The following is a 19,187-nucleotide window of genomic DNA, read 5'->3' on the forward strand; positions in this document are numbered from 1 at the left end:
CTTGCTGAAGTAATCAGTGCCAGCTGTTTTGCAAAAGGCGGCGTTCCGTCTTGTAAAACATGGTCTTTTATACGACAAAAGGTGGCATTTCACATCGTGAAATGCCACCTTTTGCAACAATGGTTATAATAACCTGAATATCAGTCTGGTATATCAGAAATGATAACCAAGCGTCAGCAATAGTTGATGGCGCTTGTTATCCACCTTTACGGCGTTACAGATATTATTTATATTTTCTGTTGTTTCATCAGGATAAAAAACTGTCACGTCATCCCCATAGAATGGCCTAAAATCACCGCTTTGAACAGAATACTGATAAGCCAGATCTATTGAAAACTTCGAAAGGTCGTAACCAAGACCAAAAGTTATACGGTTTGTTGCCTTCCAATTAGTATAGTCCGTTGATGATGCATAATATGAACCAGGAGAGTCAATAGTCCAATTCTTAAATCCTGACTTATTATACATAGGCGAGACGTAGTTATAGCCCGCTCGAACAGCAAGTTTACTATCTGGTTTAAACTCTGCTCCAACCTTGAAAGTACTTACACCTTTTAAAACATTCTCTGTATGAGCATTCATCGCCCTATCACTGGACGTGGTTTCATAATAGTCGCCATACCAGTCATATCCTCCACCAGTGTTTACCCGCGAGTCTAAGTTTCCGTAATCAGCATATTCGTATGTTGCGCCAACAGCAAGATAATTCCCGAAAGTTGTTCCCAGACTGATTCCGAACTTCCAAGGGGTGTATAACTTAAAGTCATAGCTTTCATTATTTTCCCCCGAATCATACATACCGACGTTAGTATTATTCAATAGTACTGTATAATTCGACGTGTTCAAGTCGTACCATGTTGGAGTAGATACAGACAGCCCTATGCGGAAAGGCGAATACTCCATCGGACGAAATATGATACCAGCCTTAACGTTGAATCCCGTTCCGTCTATACGACGCTCATCAGACAATCTTAAAAAACCATCTTCACCCACTTGAGCCGACGGAAGACGATTACCATTGGCATCGACTGGTATTTCAGTATATTCACTATAACCTCTGTAATTGACATCACTTATTCCAAATGTAATTCCAAAATAAACACGGTCATTAATGTTTCCGCTGATATTAAAATCATACTCACCTATATATCCTGAATTTGCGCGGTTAAATAAATAATTACTACTGTTATTATAACCGATACTACCATCTTCATTATTAAATAGAAAAACATTATAATACAAATAATCAACTTGATTATAAAGTTTGCTAACAGGATCATTAGGTACAATATTTGGCCATTTTTCATTATCGTATCCAAATAAGCCCTGGGCAATCTTAGAATACGTCAGCTTGTTTTGCGACGCGCCATGAAGTGCATTTGCGGCTGAAAGGATGTAATCAAAGTTGCGGCTCTTATGATAATTGAACGCCAAATTCAAGAAAGAATTTCTGCCCGTCCTGCGTGAATAGACAAATCCGGCTTGGTCAAAACTCATATTTGTCTTATTCCCGTCAGCAAAGCTCTTGCCACCTTGTTGTGAAACAAACCCGAAAGATACATTTGCCGTAGAATGTCGAAACAAGCCTATACCGGCCGGATTCGTTCCTATGGTTGATATGTCGGCTCCTAAAGCGTCCATTGCTCCTCCCATTCCGACATAACGAGCCGTCCCGTTAAGGTCTTCCGCTGCAATGTTTGCGTTCTCATACGTTTCTTGCGCAAAAAGACTTGCTGCCGTAAATGCTGAAAAGAATATTAATAATGAGCGTTTCATAATTCTGAATTTAATTTAAATACTTTAATCCTGATAAAATTACCTGCGACCTCTGAAACCGCCGCCACCACCGCCTCCACGGCTTCCGCCAAACGAGCCGCCACCACGGAACGAACCTCCGCTACGGTTTCCGCCGAACGAATTGTTATTATAAGAAGGCCTGCTTTGAGTATTCTGCCAATTATTGTTCTGTCGATTGCCTCTAAAACGATTATTGTAATTTGAATTGTTGTAGCGGTTATTATACCTGTTATTGTTAAAATTGCGATTGTTATTCCTGTCATTTACAGTTCCACGATAACCTTTAAAGTTATTGCCGGAACCTCCGCCATGTCCATAGATTCTCCCATGATTCATCGTTCCTGTAACTCCTACATATGGCCGGTAATAAGAACCATACCAATATCCAGGGTAATACCATCCCCAAGGTCTGTGCCAGCCATAATACCACGGGTCGTACCATGGGTCATACCACCATCCTGAATACCAATAAGGACTTCTGTACCAATAAGGGCCATACCATCCATACCACCACGGATCATACCAATAAAAATCATCATACCTGCACATTTGGCGGGTATAAACATAATCATCTTCAGGGGTATAAGAATATTCAAAATCGCCACTTTCAACAACAGAGTCTTTGATTGAACTCAATGTAGAATCCATACCAAACTCTATAACATCGCTATACAAAGTGTCCGAGTCTAAATTAAAATATGAACTTGCAAACTGCCCTCGTCTGTTATACTCATCAACATTCCTTGACGAACCATTATAGAACGTAACTTTTTCTTGCCTTATTTCTTTTTTATCACTTTTCTTTGGAGTAAAGTACATATCATCCTGCGCCTGTACACAGGAACAAATAAAACAAAATAAAGCTACAGCAAAAACAATCCTTTTAGCTTTCATATTTTTATCTCCTTAATTTCGTGAATTTAATTCAATACAAATGTATGGCGTTTTATAATGCAAAAATAAGGAAAAACCCTAAATCATGATAGGTTTTTCCCTATTTTTTATACATTTGCAGAAGAATTTAACAAGTATATATGAAGTATCTTAAAGCGGAATTCAGAATAGCCCACAAGGGCGGAAACGATATTGAAGACATGGCATTGCTACAAATTGCAAAAGATATTTTGTGTGAGTATGCGGGAGATGCCGGATTTGAATCGTTTGAAGAAGACGGAAATTTCCTAATCGGTTATGTCCAGGAAGGATTATTCAATAAATCAATATTGGACGAGAACATATCCAATTTGCCAATTTCTGGAATCTCCATATCATACACGATAAATCAAATTGATGACGTAAATTGGAACAAGACTTGGGAAGAAGAAGGTTTTGAGCCTATTGTAATTAAGGACAAATGTATCATTCATGACACATTGCATAACAAAGAACACGTCGGGAATAATTATATAGATATAACAATTGATGTTAAGCAGGCTTTTGGCACTGGCACTCATGAAACAACAGCCATGATAATCAGTGAACTGCTTGACATGAATCTGAACAATAAATCCGTTCTTGACTGCGGCTGCGGAACAGGCATATTATCTATTGTTGCCTCAAAATCAGGCGCTAATACTATTGTTGGATATGACATTGATGAATGGAGCGTGAAGAACACAATACACAACTGCATGCTCAACAACGCAAATAATGTAAAAGCAATATTAGGCGATGTCAACGCACTCAACTCAATTGACACAAAGTTTGATATTGTAGTTGCAAATATCAACCGCAACATTTTATTGGCAGACATGCCAATGTATGTGAATAAAATGAATCAAGGAGCTATATTGTTATTAAGCGGATTCTATGTTCAAGATGCTGATAAACTCATAACAAAAGCCGAATCTCTTGGACTTAAATTAGTCGGGAAATCAGAACTTAGCACATGGTGCATGTTGAAATTCACAAATTAAATCAATTACCAATTGTCAGCTTACGTAAGTCATAATAACTGCCATTATATATATTAAAGTCGACATATCCTTTAATACCAGGTAAACGCCCCGCATCTGTGTGTTGCCAGAATTTCCATTCACCGGCATATTCCACTTTATCAACATAATAGTGTGCGATCCAATAAGGATAATCGTCGAAAACCGGATCATTTAGATATTTCATCTTGAATTTATAATACGTGTATATAATCGGTTTCACGTGATATCTGTCTTCAACTATATGCAACCATGTAAGCACGTCACGTTGGAAATCTTCAACAGAGACCGTATCCGGTTTGTTTTCAATATCCAAAACTGGTGGAAGATCTCCTTTTAACAGAAAGACATTATTAAGAAAGAAATAAGCTTGTTCCCTTGCTGAAGACTTGTTACTCCAAAAATGATAAGCACCACGAATATAGCCATATTCGCGGGCATTGTTAAAGTTTTCCTTAAATTTTGAATCTACTATTGTTGTTCCTTCAGTCGCCTTGATTAGGATGAATCTTATCGGACATTTCTCAATCATTGCATTGCGCAATAATTCCCAGTCAATATTTCCTTGATGGTGGCTTATGTCTATTCCTCTTATTTCATATCCTTCGGGATATTTGGCATCACCATACAAAGCTCTCCAGCGGAAGCCAAACGGGCCTACGAATATATAATAAAAAATCCATACATAAAACACAACTACGCACAAACCACCTATCCACCAAGCCCAACGAGGATATCTGCCTATTAACTTATGTATGCCTCCTCTGTTGTTTCTTGCGTTTCCAGATGTTCGATTCCGCCCCTTCCGTGTTGCGGTTCTTTTTTTAGTCGATTTTGTCTTATGTATATTCCGCATACTTTTAAAATTAGGGGTGGTCATAGAAACCACCCCTAAAATACTTAATCTTATAATACAACAAGATTATTCTTGCTCCAAGGCTAAAGTTCTGGTCGGTCTGTCGCAAACCTCAGATGGTCCCCAATATTGTATTGGACCCGGGTATATGTAGCATGTCTCTTTTGCCCAGTGATCACGTTGCATCTCAAACTCCTTGAACGGTTTGCCGTCCAACTCGACCAAAGCCTTTCGGATAACAGGTTTCATTTCACCATTTCTACGTTCCATATTCATCATCATAGTGATAGGAACACCTCCTGCTTTCCATTCGCTTGTAGGCGCGGTAGTATTTTTTACGATTGCCATATATCCAGTCTTGCCATTTGCAATAAGATGGGCAGCACTTGTTCCTAATGCGTAACAATAATCGGCATCGAAATTAGAAGGAGCTGCACAACGTCCTTCATATCCGAAGAAATGATGCAAAGCAGAGAACTTGCCAGTATATTTACCTTCAGCCTTCCACTGAGCTAACTTGGCGGCACACATGTCGGACAAAAGCTTCTCAGTCTCAATCAAAGAAACCTGTACATTTCCATGCGGGTCCCTATCCAAAGACAATTGGCGTGCTACATTATCTGGCAATGTAGCAAAAGTCTGCTTATTCTCTTCACTCAAATGAGCCATGATATATTCACGCTGTGCAACAGGATCAAGTCCCTTATAATCATTTCCGTGGGCAGCAAGCAAATCATTAAGTTCCTCTATCAGTTTACCTATTGAAGGAATAAACTCAATAAGTCCTTCAGGTACGAGAATTACACCAAAATTATTTCCTTGCTTAGCTCTATAAGAAATAACTTCACATATATTCTCGACAATCTGGTTCAATGTCATGTTCTTTGCCTTGATTTCCTCGGAAACAAGACAAATATTCGGCTGGCACTGAAGTGCACACTCCAATGCGATGTGACTCGCCGAGCGTCCCATTAGTTTTATAAAATGCCAGTACTTACGAGCTGAATTACAATCCCTTTCAATATTGCCAATCAATTCAGAATAAGTTTTTGTGGCAGTATCAAATCCGAACGAAGTCTCAATTTGGCTGTTTTTCAAATCTCCATCTATAGTCTTAGGACACCCTATAACCTGAACTCCATAGTTCTTTGCAGCATAATACTCTGCCAAAACGCAAGCATTTGTATTAGAGTCGTCTCCACCGATTATAACAAGAGCTTTTATTCCGAGTTCACGAACAATCTCTATTCCTTTTTCAAACTGCTCGACCTTCTCCAATTTTGTACGTCCGGAACCAATCATATCAAAACCGCCTGTATTACGATAATCATCAATAAAATCAGCGGTTATTTCCATATATTTATGGTCAACAAGTCCACCAGGACCTAAGATGAAGCCGTATAATTTATTATCTGGATTCATCTTCTTTATTGTATCAAACAGACCTGTAATTACATTATGTCCACCAGGAGCTTGTCCGCCGCTAAGAATTACACCAACATTCATGGCTTGACCAGCTTCAACGTCACTTGGCTCAAACTCTACTATTGGCATTCCATAGGTATTGGGAAACAATTTCTTTATTTCCTCCTGATTGTCAACACTATTTGTCGGAGCGCCTTCTTTTACCTTAACATAACCTTTGAGAGCTTCCGGCAATTTCGGAAGATAAGCCTTTCTGGCTTGCTGCAATGCACTTTTCTCCATGACAATTAATTTAATTTTTGAGTTTTAATGTATAAAAATATCATTCATGTTTCTGATGTGCAAATTTACTAATTTTTGTCCATATAGGAAAAGAAATAAAATAAATTGAAAAAAATAATGTTTTTTTTCGATAACACGCCATTTTTAATTTTTTATTTCTTATATTTGCTTCGAGAAAATACGCATTGAATGCTTTTTTCTATACGTGAAAATATTTTAGGATAATAAAAGAAGGATATTATGGCAAATAAACGTGAGCTAAAAAAAATAATCAACTACATCTGTCAGGATCTGTTTTCAGAATGCGTTGCGGCATCATTATATAACAATAATAAAAAAGATGAAATCAACGCATTATTGACTTCCATAGTCATAATAAGGAATGACTATATTTGCAGGGTTTCACATATTGAACCAGGAATAAAACCCAAAGCTTATTTCAGAAACCTGAAAGACGAATTTACGACTCAAATAGAAGAAATAACCGATACCATCTCAAATCTTTAATTGTCATCACAACAAATCATGTGCCATAAGATTTGCGGATGGATTTTATACACACTGTTAGGTTGGAAAAAAGACGTAACAGTGCATCATTCAGACAAATATATAATCTGCCTTGCTCCTCACACAAGTAATCTGGATTTCATTATCGGCCAACTTTATATGAGGGCCGAGAGGATGAAAGTTAAATTTATGATGAAAAAAGAATGGTTCTTTTGGCCGCTTGGATTCTTTTTCAGAAAAATAGGAGGCGTACCAGTATGGAGGAACAAGCACTGTAAAATGACAGACCTAATAGCCGATATAGCCTATAATGCGGAAACATTCCATTTGTGCATTACACCAGAAGGTACACGTTCTGCTAATCCTGAATGGAAGCGTGGTTTTTATTACATCGCGCTTAAGGCGCAAATACCAATATTATTATACGGCCTGGATTATGGACGTAAACTAATCCAATGCAATAAATATATAATTCCCGATGGCGATATCGACAAAGACATGTCCGATATAAAGAGTTATTTTAAAAACTATAAAGGAAGACATCCCGAAAATTTTACTACCGGAGATTAATCATGCAAAAATACATATACATATTTTTAACCTGCATCGTACTTGCTGCCTGCGGGACCCACCGCAACATTGTTTCACAACCTCAAAATAATAAGCAAGGAAATAAGAAAAGCTCCAAACCAATTAAAGAAATCAGAACAAAGGTAGAGTATAAAGGATTACCGTGGGTAACAAACAAATCAAAACCTATTGAAATAACAAAAGGATTACAGAACAAACATGTATCAGTTTGGGCAAGTCACGGCAGATATTTCAATCAAAACAAAGACCGATGGGAATGGCAACGTCCTAATATGTTTTGCACGAATGAAGACCTCTTCACGCAAATCATAGTTGTACCATACTTAATTCCCATGCTCGAAAATGCCGGTGCAATTGTATTCACTCCACGTGAAAGAGACTGGCAGAAAAACGAGATAATTGTTGATAATGACAATGAAATATTGTTACCGTACTATACAGAGGTAAACATTAATAAAAAATGGCAAAACTCTGGTATAAAAGGCTTTGCAAATTTTGGCAAGATATACGGAGACAAGACCAATCCTTTCAAGGAAGGAACTACACGCATGGTTCAAGCATCAAAAGTTAAAGATTGCGAAATCTCATATCAGCCAGGCTTCACCAAAAGTGGCCGCTATGCCGTTTATGTAAGTTATCCCACTCTGCCGCAAAGTGTACCCGATGCAAAATACATAGTATACCATAAAGGAAGGCAAACAGTTTTCAATGTAAATCAAAGAATGGGCGGAGGAACATGGGTATACCTTGGAACATTTGATTTTGATTATGGTTGCAATTCTGACAATCGCGTTGTATTAACAAACGAAAGTTCTTACGAAGGTGTCGTCACTGCAGATGCAGTACGATTCGGTGGTGGTATGGGTGTGGTTGCCAGAGGAGGCAAAACAAGCGGATTACCCAAATGCCTGGAAGGGTCCAGATACTATGCTCAATGGGCTGGTGCACCGGAAAGCGTGTATTATGCTAAAAACGGGACTGATGATTACAAGGAAGACATTTATTCAAGACCATACATGACGAACTGGCTTGCAGGTGGATCATGTTTCGCCCCTAATGAAGCAGGCTTGAATGTACCCCTTGAACTGTCGTTGGCAGTACATAGTGACGCCGGTTTTTCAAAAGATTATTCATCTATTATCGGATCATTGTCTATATGCACGACGTCGGCCAATGGAGGATTACTTGCTTCCGGCATGTCGCGCTTCCATTCAAGAACATTTGCTGACTATCTGTTAAACGGGACCAACCGTGACATTATAAGAAAGTACGGAAAATGGAACAGAAGATATCTGTATGACCGGAATTATGCAGAGACAAGATGTCCAATCATCCCTTCTGCAATTATAGAGACAATGTCGCATCAGAATTTTCCCGACATGACAATGGGACAAGACCCGAACTTCCGGTTTACTTATGCCAGAAGCTTGTATAAATCAATTCTTAGGTTTAACGCCGGAATGCATGGTAAACCATATGTGGTATCACCACTTGCCCCTGAAAATTTTTGCGTTGATTTTGTCGCTAATGACACTGTTATGTTAAAATGGGACAGGCAGGATGATGTAAACGAGCCTACAGCCGTACCGACATCCTATGTCCTGTACACGGCAATCAACGGCTATGACTTTGATAACGGCATTAAAATAAAAGGAACAGCCTGCAAAATCAAACTAATGCCCAATACGTTATATAGCTTTAAGCTTACAGCGGCTAATGAAGGTGGGGAAAGTTTCCCGACGGAGGTAATATCGGCAGTCTATAATCCTCACGCAACCAAGACGATTCTTATCGTCAATGGATTTCAGCGATTGTCTGCTCCTGCAATAATAAACAATGAATACAGTCAAGGGTTTGACTTAAACGCTGACATCGGTGTTTGTCTTGACAAAACACTTGGATATTGCGGCTCGCAGATATGTTTTGATAAAACAAAAATCGGGACCGAAGGTCCTGGAGGATTAGGATACAGCGGGAACGAACTTGAAGGACACATTATACGCGGAAATGAGTTCAACTATATTCCCGTTCACGCACGTGCTATGATGAAAGCCAACAGGTACAATATCGTAAGTTGTTCAAAATACTCCCTCGGTAAAAACATTGTCAACCTGGATAAATATGACTGTATTGACATGATACTTGGCCTTGAAAAAGATGACGGCCGTTCATTAAAGTATTACAAGACATTTACTCCCGAACTTCAAGACTTGTTAGAAGAATATGTGCAACGCGGAGGCAACATGCTCGTAAGCGGAGCATATATCGGCAGTGACATGAGGAAGGATGACGAGGCCGATTTTTTGAAGAATGTCCTGCATGTTACATACAATGGCTCCGTGCGCCCCTCATTCAGCAATACAATAACGGGTATGGGTACGTCGTTCGACATATACACGACATTAAATGAAGACCATTATGCTTCAACAACAATAGACCTGATCAGTCCGATAGGCAAAGCATTCTGCGCCTTGACAAATAACGAAGGCCACTCTGTATGCGTGGCATACGACGGGAAAGATAGCAGAACATTCACCATGGGATTTCCATTTGAATGCATAACATCGGAGAAAAAACGTTCGGCTATCATGCGAGGGATACTGGACTTCTTACTTGAATAAGCAGCAAAGCAGACAGAAGAGCAAAAGGCCGTGTTTGAGAGTCCCAAACACGGCCTTTAACTTGCCAGAAGACGGCAGTTTACATTTTAAAACATGACCTTCTTAAAATCATGAATACAACAATTCATCACACTGGATTATTTTCATTGAACAAAGCCATTCGCCTGTCAAGTTCTTCTAACTGCCTGTCTTCAATAAACGAAGTGCATACACGAAGTCCTTGCTGACGACTGCCTGTAGTGGAAAGACAGATGGCACTAACGCCATAATACATTAATTCATGTGCCAATCTTCCTCCAGTCATGCCAGGATAACCTATTGTAAAATAGAATCCGTCCGCAATGTCCTCGTCCAAATCTTTGTCGTACACTATACGAAAACCATGTCTACAGAATATTTCTTTCAATTTATGCGCCCTTTGACCGTAAACGCCTATATCCTTACGAAAATCATACGTCCCGTCTGAGGCCGCTTTAAGCATTGCAGCCAATGCGTATTGCGCACTGTGGCTCGTTCCGGATGATAAAGCATAAAGCATACGCGTTGAATAAACAAGACCGAAAGGCAAACCTTCATACCTTTTTCCTAAATCATCATAATGTCTATGGAAAAGATTGTCCGAAATACAAACGACCCCAATACGTTCACCAGCGTAACTAAAAGCTTTGCTTCCACTGATGAACAACATATAGTTTTCTGTATAACGAGCTACGGTAACTTGGTATGGCGGAACAAAAGGTATACTGAGATTCCGGCGGAAATCCATAGCGAAATAAGCAAGGTCCTCCATGACCACTACATTATATTTTGTCGCCAGATGTCCTATTGTTTCAAGTTCTTGCTCATTGAAACATATCCATGAAGGATTGTTCGGATTACTGTACACAATGGCACAAATATTACCTTTAACAAGATAGCTTTCAAGCTTTTCCGCTAATTTATCTCCACGATAGTCATAAACGTCAAATGTTTCATACTGTATTCCAAGTACCTGTAACTGCATTTTCTGTACAGGAAATCCCGGATCTATAAATAGAACAGTGTTCTTTTCCTTACTGCATTGCGAACATGTTAGAAATGCAGCGAAAGTACCTTGCATGCTGCCACATACAGGGACACAACATTCTGGAGATATGTCAACATTGATAAAAGCCTTGACGAATCTTGATGCTTCAGCTTTTAATCCGGAATATCCCTGGATGTCAGGGTAAGAATGGGCTATACCATCCTTCAAAGATTTTATTTGCGCTTCAACTCCAATCTTGGATGCCGGCAATCCGGGAATACCCATTTCCAGTTTTACAAACTCAACCCCGGTTTCCTTTTCCGCAAAAGCAGCAACAGACTTGACCTCTCTTATCGTTGCTTTCTCAAAATCCTGTATACCAAACTGCCTTATGGCATTGTCTACAAGTTCTTTACTTATTGGTGTATCTCTCATGGCCTGAAACTTATAAATCTGTTAGTTCCATTAAAAACGAGCGTCATAAGGCGGCGCCAATGCCCAATGCCTTGATATTAGCTTCAACTACAGCGTCACCCTTACGCGAGAATACGGCACGAATTGCATCCTCAAGCTTTTCAATGTCTATACCTAAAGCCTTCTGAGCCGCCCCCAACAACACGACATTTGCTGAACGAGGCACATTGTTCTCCTTGGCAAGTTTATCAATGTCTATGAGAACAACATTGCTCATCGCAGAATATTCAGCTTTAATTTTATCTATATCAGGATAGTTCGGAATGTTTACATACGGCACACTTGACGTGATAATCCATCCTTTTTCCTTATTTAGATATGGAAGATACCTTAATGCTTCCATCGGTTCCATGGATATTATCACATCTGCCTGTCCCTTGGCGATAAGATCACTATGTATTGGTTCGGATGATATTCTCAAGTTGCTCTGTACATCTCCGCCTCTTTGAGACATTCCATGCACTTCAGCCTGCTTGATATATAAGCCTTCTTTAAGAGCTGCTTCACCTATAATTGCCGCAATAGAAAGAATACCTTGTCCTCCTACTCCACTAAGAATGATATCCGTTTTCATTTTTCTTGTCCTCCTTTTTGTTTCTTTTCCCTGATATGGCGTTGTAACGTTTGCATACACTCTCGGCATGGAATAATAACGCTTACTCCATGATATTCAATCTCATTTCGTAGCATTTGGGTTATTTCCGGCATATTCTTAGGTAATGGCACGACGGTTTTCAAATGCTCATCATCCAACCCGAGACCGCGGCAAATAGCTTCAAGTTTGTTTGTTCCTGCCGAATCTTGGCCACCGGTCATTGCCGTAGTAAGATTATCGCTTATTATAACAGTTATGTCTGAATTCTCATTTATTGCATCAAGCAAACCTGTCATACCGGAATGTGTAAACGTTGAATCTCCAATAACAGCAACGGCTGGCCACAACCCTGCGTCAGCTGCACCTTTTGCCATTGTAATGCTCGCTCCCATATCTACTGTTGAATGCAACGCTTTATATGGAGGAAGTGCACCTAAAGTGTAACATCCTATATCACCAAAGACCCTTGCATTAGGATAATCTGCAAGAACATCGTTCAAAGCTGCATAAACATCCCTGTGTCCACATCCCTGACATAATGCCGGTGGACGAGGAACTGTGTTTTGACTCTGCGCGTGCCCTTCATTTTCCGGCAATCCTAAAGCTTTCCTGACTATATCAGGTGTTAATTCACCGGTTCTTGGCAAGCTTCCGTCCAACTTTCCCTTAATAATTGAATCACCAGGCATAACGCCACGAAGCGAATCCTCAATAAAAGGTTGTCCCTCTTCAATTACCAAAATCTCGTCACACTCTTTCGTCATGTTGCGTAACAAATCTTTTGGTAAGGGATATTGACCTATTTTTAATACAGGATAAGGACATCCATCAGGATAACATTCATTTAGATAATTTATACCTATTCCCCCCGTGACAATACCTAAAGTCTTGTCTTTGTTATCGTAATAAATATTAAAATTACTTTTTACTGAGTCTTTTTCCAATTCTACTTGTTGTGCCGTAACAATATCATTACGTTTTCTTGCCATCGCCGGCAGTAAGACCCATTCACTTGATTTAGAATTATAATTTATATCATTCTGTTTCCTTGGTTGATCAGCAATTTCAACAACAGCCCTACTATGTGCCATTCTTGTTGTTACACGCATCAACACTGGGAGATGTACCCGCTCGCTATAATCAAACGCAAAACCAACCATATCATACGCTTCTTGCTGGCATGATGGTTCAAAACATGGTATCATTGCAAATTTTGCGTAAAACCTACTGTCTTGCTCATTTTGCGAAGAGTGCATTGACGGATCATCAGCGACAAGAACTATTATTCCGCCATTAGTTCCTGTCATGCCTGAATTGACAAACGGATCAGCACAAACATTCAGGCCGACATGCTTCATGCAAACCATAGCCCGTTTACCCATGAAGGACATGCCCAAAGCTTCTTCCATGGCAGTCTTTTCATTTACGGACCACTTACTGTGTATTCCTCTGTCACTTGCAATCCGTGAATTTTGGATATACTCCGTGATTTCAGTTGAAGGCGTGCCAGGATAAGCGTAAACACCGCTTAATCCCGCATCAATTGCAGCTTGGGCAATTGCTTCATCTCCTAATAAAAGTTTTTTCATAGTATTAAGTTTAAAATAACAATGGCTATATTTTTATTTTACGGTCACTTTCAATGGAGCGTGCAAGGCGTTAAGCGTTTCTTCTGAACGCAACTTCCACTCATTTAGTGTACGTACGTCATTCTTGCTCCATGCCGAACCGAAATAATACGTATATCTTTCACCAGGCTGGTAGGTTATAATACCTACTCCATGGCCTGCATTCCCATTAGTTGGCGTTTCATACATTATGTCCTTAGTGGCTTTTACGCCGTTGGGGAATAACACACCTACATAAATCTGGAAATTCTGTTTTGCAGGATTATCCGTAGGATCTGCATAAAGCACATAGTTCTCACCATATAAAACACTTTTTGTATCCTCGCTATGAAGAACTACTCCTGCAACCATATCACAAGGTTTTGTCAGACCTTCATACCATACTGTCATTTTATTAAAGTTGCTGCCCTTGTCCAGACTTATAATACGATGTTCAATAACATTCTTGTCTGTACCAACAGTAAGAGGATTATACTCCAATTGAACGGTAAAGCGCAACGGGCCGTTGTCGAGAATTCTATAAGTCTTATAACAATATGGTAAAACCATTTCTCCACCAAACATTAATGCTGGCGCTCCACATCCTAACGTAGGACCAACTTTATAGCAATCAAGACCATAACCATGATCATAATGGTATGTCGTCTCTTGCTCCATTTCTAATGCCTCAGCCGTTTTTCCTTCTTCTTTTAAAGCTTCTATTTTCCCATGGTTGGACAATTCTGTTTCATACCTCTTCTCAACTTCTAAATCCGGAGTATTCTTAACCCAGACATCTATACCGAAAGCCTTTTCCCCTGTACGCTGTAATGCAGGTCCATAAACGCGGTATGCAGTTCTGTCATTTTCCCATGCGATATCGTCTACTCTTTCAGGATATTGCTTTCCACATACGATTGTTTTCATCGGCTTCGGTGTTCCTGGAACAATTGTAAAATCTGCCGTACCTTCAGGACGCACACTGGCATCAATGAGCAGCTTACCATCATATGTAATTTGGTAAGTGACTTGCTGTCCTAATGCATTTTTCACAATAAACTTGTCTCCGTCATTTATTCCAAGTTTTGCATAAACGTCTTTTACGGGAATTTCAACAACTTCCTGCCGCTGCACACCTGAATTATTTGCTACAGTAATTGTCACATCCCCGGCAACCGCCGAAACAGGCATTAGCATAAAAGCAAACGCCAAAGCGCAAAATGATTTTGATTTTCTCATTTGTTTTGATTATTATAGTAGTCAGTATTATTTTAAATTATCAATAAAAAACTGTGTAATCTGCCTGAACAGATGGTTGCGTGTATTCCCGCCATAAATACTATGGTTCCTATTAGTATAAACGTTCATCTTGAAATCCTTGTCTGCTTGTACAAGTGCCTCGGAGTATTCAAACACATTCTGTGGATGCACATTGTCATCCGCCAATCCCTGACAAATCAACAATGCTCCATGTAATTTGTCTGCACGCTTTATGGGATTATCATCATAACCGGCCGGATTTTCCTTTGGAGTACGCATATATCTTTCTGTGTAGACAGTGTCATAATATCTCCAATCTGTTGGTGGTGCAACTGCAACTCCAGCCTTAAAGACACCACGCCCCTCGCTCATGCTCATCAGGGTATTGAAACCTCCATAGCTCCATCCCCAGATACCGATGTTGTTTTTATCTACATATGGCAATGTTCCTAAATACAAAGCGGCTTCGACCTGGTCTTTTGACTCAAGATTGCCAAGATTCATATACACACTTTTTTCAAACTCAGCACCACGGCCACCAGTTCCTCTACCATCAACACATACAAGAATAAATCCATTTGAGGCTAAATATTCATCAAACAACGCGCCCTGCCCCATAGAACCTACGTTCCATGAATTTATTACCTGCTGACTTCCCGGACCACTGTATTGCCACATTATCACTGGATACTTCTTACTTGCATCAAAATTGACTGGTTTTATCATCACACCATTCAATTCAATTCCTTCCGATGTCTTAAAACTGAAAAATTCTTTCTTCGGCAAGCCGCAATCTGCCAGCTTACTTTTTAAAGCTTTATTATCAATCAAAGCTACGGTTTGCTTACCATTATTTGTATATATTGAGTATTCATACGGAGTATTACTATCGCTCCATTGATTGATGAAGTATTTAAAATCCTTACTGAACACAGCTGTATTACATCCTTCTCGAGATGTCAGACATATGGTCTTCCCATTTTTCATAGTTACATAAACCTCGCGATTCATTGGATTCTTACCAGCTGCCTGATAATACACATTTCCGGATTCCTCATCGTAACCATAAACGTCTGTTACATCATAATTTGCTTTTGTCAACTGACCTTGCAGTTGGCCCGTAAGACTATACAGATACAATTGCATATGTCCACTTCTATCGCTTGGAACAAGAATATGGTTCCTGGTAACCATAATATTCTCCATAGCTTCTTCCTTTACGTACTTAGGAACATTCTCGTCAACAAGCAATTTACATACAGTACTACGCGGATTTGCCGAATATAAACGCAATTGATCTTGATGGCGATTCATTGTAAAGATTAATATCTTTTCCGAATCTGTCGTTGATTTAATACGTGGAATATAACCATCCGTGTCCATCGGCAATTGCATTTTTCTTGTCTGGCGTGACTGTATGTCAAAACTCATAACAGAAACTGATGAATTCTCAAAGCCGGCTTTAGGATATTTATAAGAATAAAATCCCGGGTAAGATTCAAATTCATTATTCTCAGGATCAAGTCCTTTATACATTTGCAATGAATAAGTTGGAACATTCGTCTCATCATACCTAATCCAACATAACATTGAACCATCAGCATTAAATGTCATAGCTGTATTGAATCCGAATTCTTCCTCGTTCACCCAATCCGGCACACCATTGATAATACCATTTGTCTTCCCGTCTTTTGTAACTTGACTTTCGGCATTACCATAAAGCAATTTTATTAAAAATATATTATTATCCCGTACAAATGCAACTTTAAGTCCATCAGGTGACCATACAGGAATTCGTTCTATACCTTTATCAGATAACCGTTCCATCCTTCGGTCTGCAATATTATAAATGTAATAAGTGGCAGTAAATGAACGGCGATATATATTTTTTGTGTTTGTCTGGATAAGCATTTTGGTTCCATCCGGACTCATAATATAGTTGTCAAATGCATCAATACTCTCACCTATGGTATTGCCAACATCAAACAACACACCTGTTTGCTTACCCGTCTTATAGGAATATTTTACTATTTGTCGACCATCCTTACTTATCATGGCATAACTCTCTCCATCAGATAACGGAGTTACAGCGCTCAAATATTCTGCGGAATAAGTACCGTTAGCAATATCTTTTAGTTGAAGCATGTTCCCAGACATAATGTCACCCACTGTCATTAATAAGACAGTGCATAAGACAAAAAACTTTTTCATTGTTCTTTTATGTTATTTTTGGGCAAAGATACAGATTTTTCACTACATTTGCATACTTGATTGATTTAAAAGATATTAATACAAAAGTTCAAAAAATATGAATTCTCAATTACCATATAACGACTTCGGCACATGGTTACGGACATTGTTTCCTTACAAAATACAGAAAATATCAGTCAATGCAGGATTTTCATGCCCAAACCGTGACGGGAGAATAAGTACTGGAGGATGTACTTTTTGTGACAATAATACTTTTAATCCATCATACTGCGACAAGAATAAGGCAATAAGAAAACAGCTTGAAACCGGTAAACTTTTTTTTGCAAGAAAGTATCCAGACATGCGCTATCTTGCATATTTCCAAGCTTATTCAAACACATACGCATCACTTGACACACTAAAACGTTTATATGAAGAAGCATTACAGACAGATGGTGTGGTTGGTCTCGTCATTGGAACGCGCCCAGACTGTGTTACCAGTGAAATACTTGACTATATCGGGAATTTATCACGACAAACATTTATTATTATTGAATATGGGATAGAGAGCAACAATAACGTCACATTGAATAAAATTAACAGAGGGCATTCTTTCGAATGTTCATGTCGCGCAATAAAAGAAACAAAAGAAAGGGGAATATTAACAGGCGGTCATGTCATTTTAGGATTACCTGGTGAAACAGATAATGACATGTTAAATCAAGCCGCTGATATCTCAACAACTCAACTTGACATTCTGAAAATACACCAGTTACAGATAATAAAAGGAACAGCTTTAGCTAATGAATACAATAAACATCCTTTCAGATTGTTTACACCTGAATCATATATTCCTCTGTTATCCAAATATATTCAGAGATTGCGCCCAAATCTGATACTTGACAGATTTACATCACAAGCACCCAAAGAAATGCTGATTGCGCCAAACTGGGGATTGAAAAATCATGAATTTACCAATATGCTCATAAACTACATGAATAAGAACGATATTCACCAAGGACAAGCATACGACACAATATGTACGAAACATGAATGCAAATAAAATATGCCTAACGGTGTTCTGGCACAATGGCTAAATATACAAGATCAGTATCTGTATTGTTTTCCATGTAATGCGCATGGCCTTCTGGACAATAATGGACTTCGCCAGGATTTGCAGTTTCTTTTTCACCGTCATAGTAAAACGTCGCCGTTCCACTGATTATGTATACAATCTCACAATTCCCCTCATGTGTATGCAAACCACTCGATGCACCCGGACGGAGACAGCTTTTCATTATTTTACATTTTCCATCAATATAATTGCGTGTACACAGTTCACCTTTACCGCCCTTAAAATTCATCACGCTTTCCTCTTTTATTTGGCTGAAATCTATTATCATAAATATAATCTCCCAATATTATAAATCACAAGTCTTCAAAAAAGATGTGTTATCCACTATAAATATCTATTCTTTATCAAACAAAGTGTCAATCTCCTTAATCTCGTCCTCATCAAACCATTTTGTAAGTTTAGCTCTTGACTTTTCCTTAATTTCATCTGATACATTTCCCCAGACCTTATTCAATACATAAACCAAAACTGCAAGGTCGTCACCCAAACCAGCAATAGGAATAGCATCTGGTATTACGTCAAGAGGACTTATCAGATACCCTAAAGCACCTATAATTATAGCTTTATCCTTTACTGACACCTTGTCACTTTGAAGAGTGTAATAGAGAATGAACGCTGCATATACAAGTTTTGCCCCTGCCCTTTTCGCTATTCTTGAAATTTTCTCAATAAAATCACCAGCCGTGAATTTATTGGAATATGACATAAAATCTGGTAAATTCATAATCGGATAGCTTTTAATTTATTATAATAGTGGTACAAAAGTAATAATTATTTTCATTACGTCCAAAAAATATTTTGCTTTTTGTTTAACTTAAACTATCTTTGCAAACAAGATTTGTAGCAGCAAAGTCGGGAAAATCAAGTAAAAAAATGTCCGATTATCTGTTGGCAATCTGCTTTACAA

General features: G+C 38.9%; 16 protein-coding genes. 5 read left to right on the top strand and 11 right to left on the bottom strand.

The features are described from left to right. Positions 1 to 153 precede the first annotated feature (153 nt). Together H6A34_RS05385 and H6A34_RS05390 are read right to left on the bottom strand one after the other, a co-directional pair. The gene (locus H6A34_RS05385) at positions 154 to 1,776 is read right to left on the bottom strand and encodes an OmpP1/FadL family transporter (RefSeq protein WP_021947309.1); all 1,623 of its coding nucleotides are present in this window, start codon (positions 1,774 to 1,776) and stop codon (positions 154 to 156) included. 39 nt (positions 1,777 to 1,815) lie between these two features. Further along, positions 1,816 to 2,445: a hypothetical protein gene (locus H6A34_RS05390; protein WP_205103978.1), complete on the bottom strand. Its 630-nt coding sequence runs from the start codon at positions 2,443 to 2,445 to the stop codon at positions 1,816 to 1,818. 386 nt (positions 2,446 to 2,831) lie between these two features. On the opposite strand from H6A34_RS05390, the gene prmA reads away from it, so the two are divergent. Beyond that, positions 2,832 to 3,713: a 50S ribosomal protein L11 methyltransferase gene (gene prmA / locus H6A34_RS05395; RefSeq protein WP_205103979.1), complete on the top strand. Its 882-nt coding sequence runs from the start codon at positions 2,832 to 2,834 to the stop codon at positions 3,711 to 3,713. A gap of 1 nt (position 3,714) precedes the next feature. Here prmA and H6A34_RS05400 read toward each other — a convergent pair whose 3' ends face one another. Together H6A34_RS05400 and H6A34_RS05405 are read right to left on the bottom strand one after the other, a co-directional pair. After that, entirely contained in the window at positions 3,715 to 4,611 is an 897-nt protein-coding gene (locus H6A34_RS05400) for a glycoside hydrolase family 25 protein (protein WP_239480775.1), read from the bottom strand. A 42-nt stretch (positions 4,612 to 4,653) separates the two neighbouring features. After that, a complete protein-coding gene (locus H6A34_RS05405; RefSeq protein ID WP_205103980.1) occupies positions 4,654 to 6,294 on the bottom strand; it encodes a diphosphate--fructose-6-phosphate 1-phosphotransferase in 1,641 nt (546 codons plus the stop codon). Between the two features lie 240 nt (positions 6,295 to 6,534). Between H6A34_RS05405 and H6A34_RS05410 the strand changes: the two genes are divergently transcribed. From H6A34_RS05410 to H6A34_RS05420, 3 genes are read left to right on the top strand one after another with little or no spacing between them, the layout of a single operon-like run. Beyond that, positions 6,535 to 6,801: a hypothetical protein gene (locus H6A34_RS05410; RefSeq protein ID WP_021947314.1), complete on the top strand. Its 267-nt coding sequence runs from the start codon at positions 6,535 to 6,537 to the stop codon at positions 6,799 to 6,801. Between the two features lie 18 nt (positions 6,802 to 6,819). After that, positions 6,820 to 7,371 (top strand): 1-acyl-sn-glycerol-3-phosphate acyltransferase, encoded by a 552-nt coding sequence (locus H6A34_RS05415; RefSeq protein WP_205103981.1) that lies wholly within the window; start codon positions 6,820 to 6,822, stop codon positions 7,369 to 7,371. Positions 7,372 to 7,373: 2 nt separating this feature from the next. After that, on the top strand, positions 7,374 to 10,013 hold the full coding sequence (locus H6A34_RS05420; protein WP_205103982.1) for a golvesin C-terminal-like domain-containing protein: 2,640 nt from the start codon (positions 7,374 to 7,376) through the stop codon (positions 10,011 to 10,013). Between the two features lie 127 nt (positions 10,014 to 10,140). On the opposite strand, the gene H6A34_RS05425 is transcribed toward H6A34_RS05420, so the two are convergent. The 5 genes from H6A34_RS05425 to H6A34_RS05445 are packed head-to-tail and all read right to left on the bottom strand — an operon-like array spanning position 10,141 to position 17,166. Further along, positions 10,141 to 11,454, bottom strand: a complete 1,314-nt coding sequence (locus tag H6A34_RS05425) for an aminotransferase class I/II-fold pyridoxal phosphate-dependent enzyme (protein ID WP_021947317.1) — start codon at positions 11,452 to 11,454, stop codon at positions 10,141 to 10,143. A 43-nt stretch (positions 11,455 to 11,497) separates the two neighbouring features. Next, positions 11,498 to 12,067, bottom strand: coding sequence for an indolepyruvate oxidoreductase subunit beta (locus H6A34_RS05430; RefSeq protein WP_205103983.1), 570 nt, complete (start codon positions 12,065 to 12,067; stop codon positions 11,498 to 11,500). Next, positions 12,064 to 13,677 (bottom strand): thiamine pyrophosphate-dependent enzyme, encoded by a 1,614-nt coding sequence (locus H6A34_RS05435; RefSeq protein ID WP_205103984.1) that lies wholly within the window; start codon positions 13,675 to 13,677, stop codon positions 12,064 to 12,066. Before H6A34_RS05435 ends, H6A34_RS05430 begins: the two co-directional genes overlap by 4 nt. Before the next feature lie 33 nt (positions 13,678 to 13,710). Continuing rightward, the gene (locus H6A34_RS05440) at positions 13,711 to 14,934 is read right to left on the bottom strand and encodes a DUF4861 domain-containing protein (protein WP_021947320.1); all 1,224 of its coding nucleotides are present in this window, start codon (positions 14,932 to 14,934) and stop codon (positions 13,711 to 13,713) included. A 27-nt stretch (positions 14,935 to 14,961) separates the two neighbouring features. Further along, positions 14,962 to 17,166 (bottom strand): S9 family peptidase, encoded by a 2,205-nt coding sequence (locus H6A34_RS05445; protein ID WP_205103986.1) that lies wholly within the window; start codon positions 17,164 to 17,166, stop codon positions 14,962 to 14,964. A 97-nt stretch (positions 17,167 to 17,263) separates the two neighbouring features. Between H6A34_RS05445 and mnmL the strand changes: the two genes are divergently transcribed. Beyond that, complete coding sequence (mnmL, locus tag H6A34_RS05450) at positions 17,264 to 18,208, top strand: tRNA modification radical SAM protein MnmL/YtqA (RefSeq protein ID WP_205103988.1); 945 nt, start codon at positions 17,264 to 17,266, stop codon at positions 18,206 to 18,208. Positions 18,209 to 18,215: 7 nt separating this feature from the next. Here mnmL and H6A34_RS05455 read toward each other — a convergent pair whose 3' ends face one another. Together H6A34_RS05455 and H6A34_RS05460 are read right to left on the bottom strand one after the other, a co-directional pair. Further along, positions 18,216 to 18,548, bottom strand: coding sequence for a cupin domain-containing protein (locus H6A34_RS05455; protein ID WP_205103989.1), 333 nt, complete (start codon positions 18,546 to 18,548; stop codon positions 18,216 to 18,218). Positions 18,549 to 18,614: 66 nt separating this feature from the next. After that, positions 18,615 to 19,004 carry a YkvA family protein gene (locus tag H6A34_RS05460; protein ID WP_205103991.1) on the bottom strand — a complete coding sequence of 130 codons (390 nt, stop codon included), beginning with the start codon at positions 19,002 to 19,004 and terminating at the stop codon, positions 18,615 to 18,617. Between the last annotated feature and the right edge of the window lie 183 nt (positions 19,005 to 19,187).

The organism is Marseilla massiliensis, from assembly GCF_016899855.1.
Taxonomy (GTDB): domain Bacteria; phylum Bacteroidota; class Bacteroidia; order Bacteroidales; family Bacteroidaceae; genus Prevotella.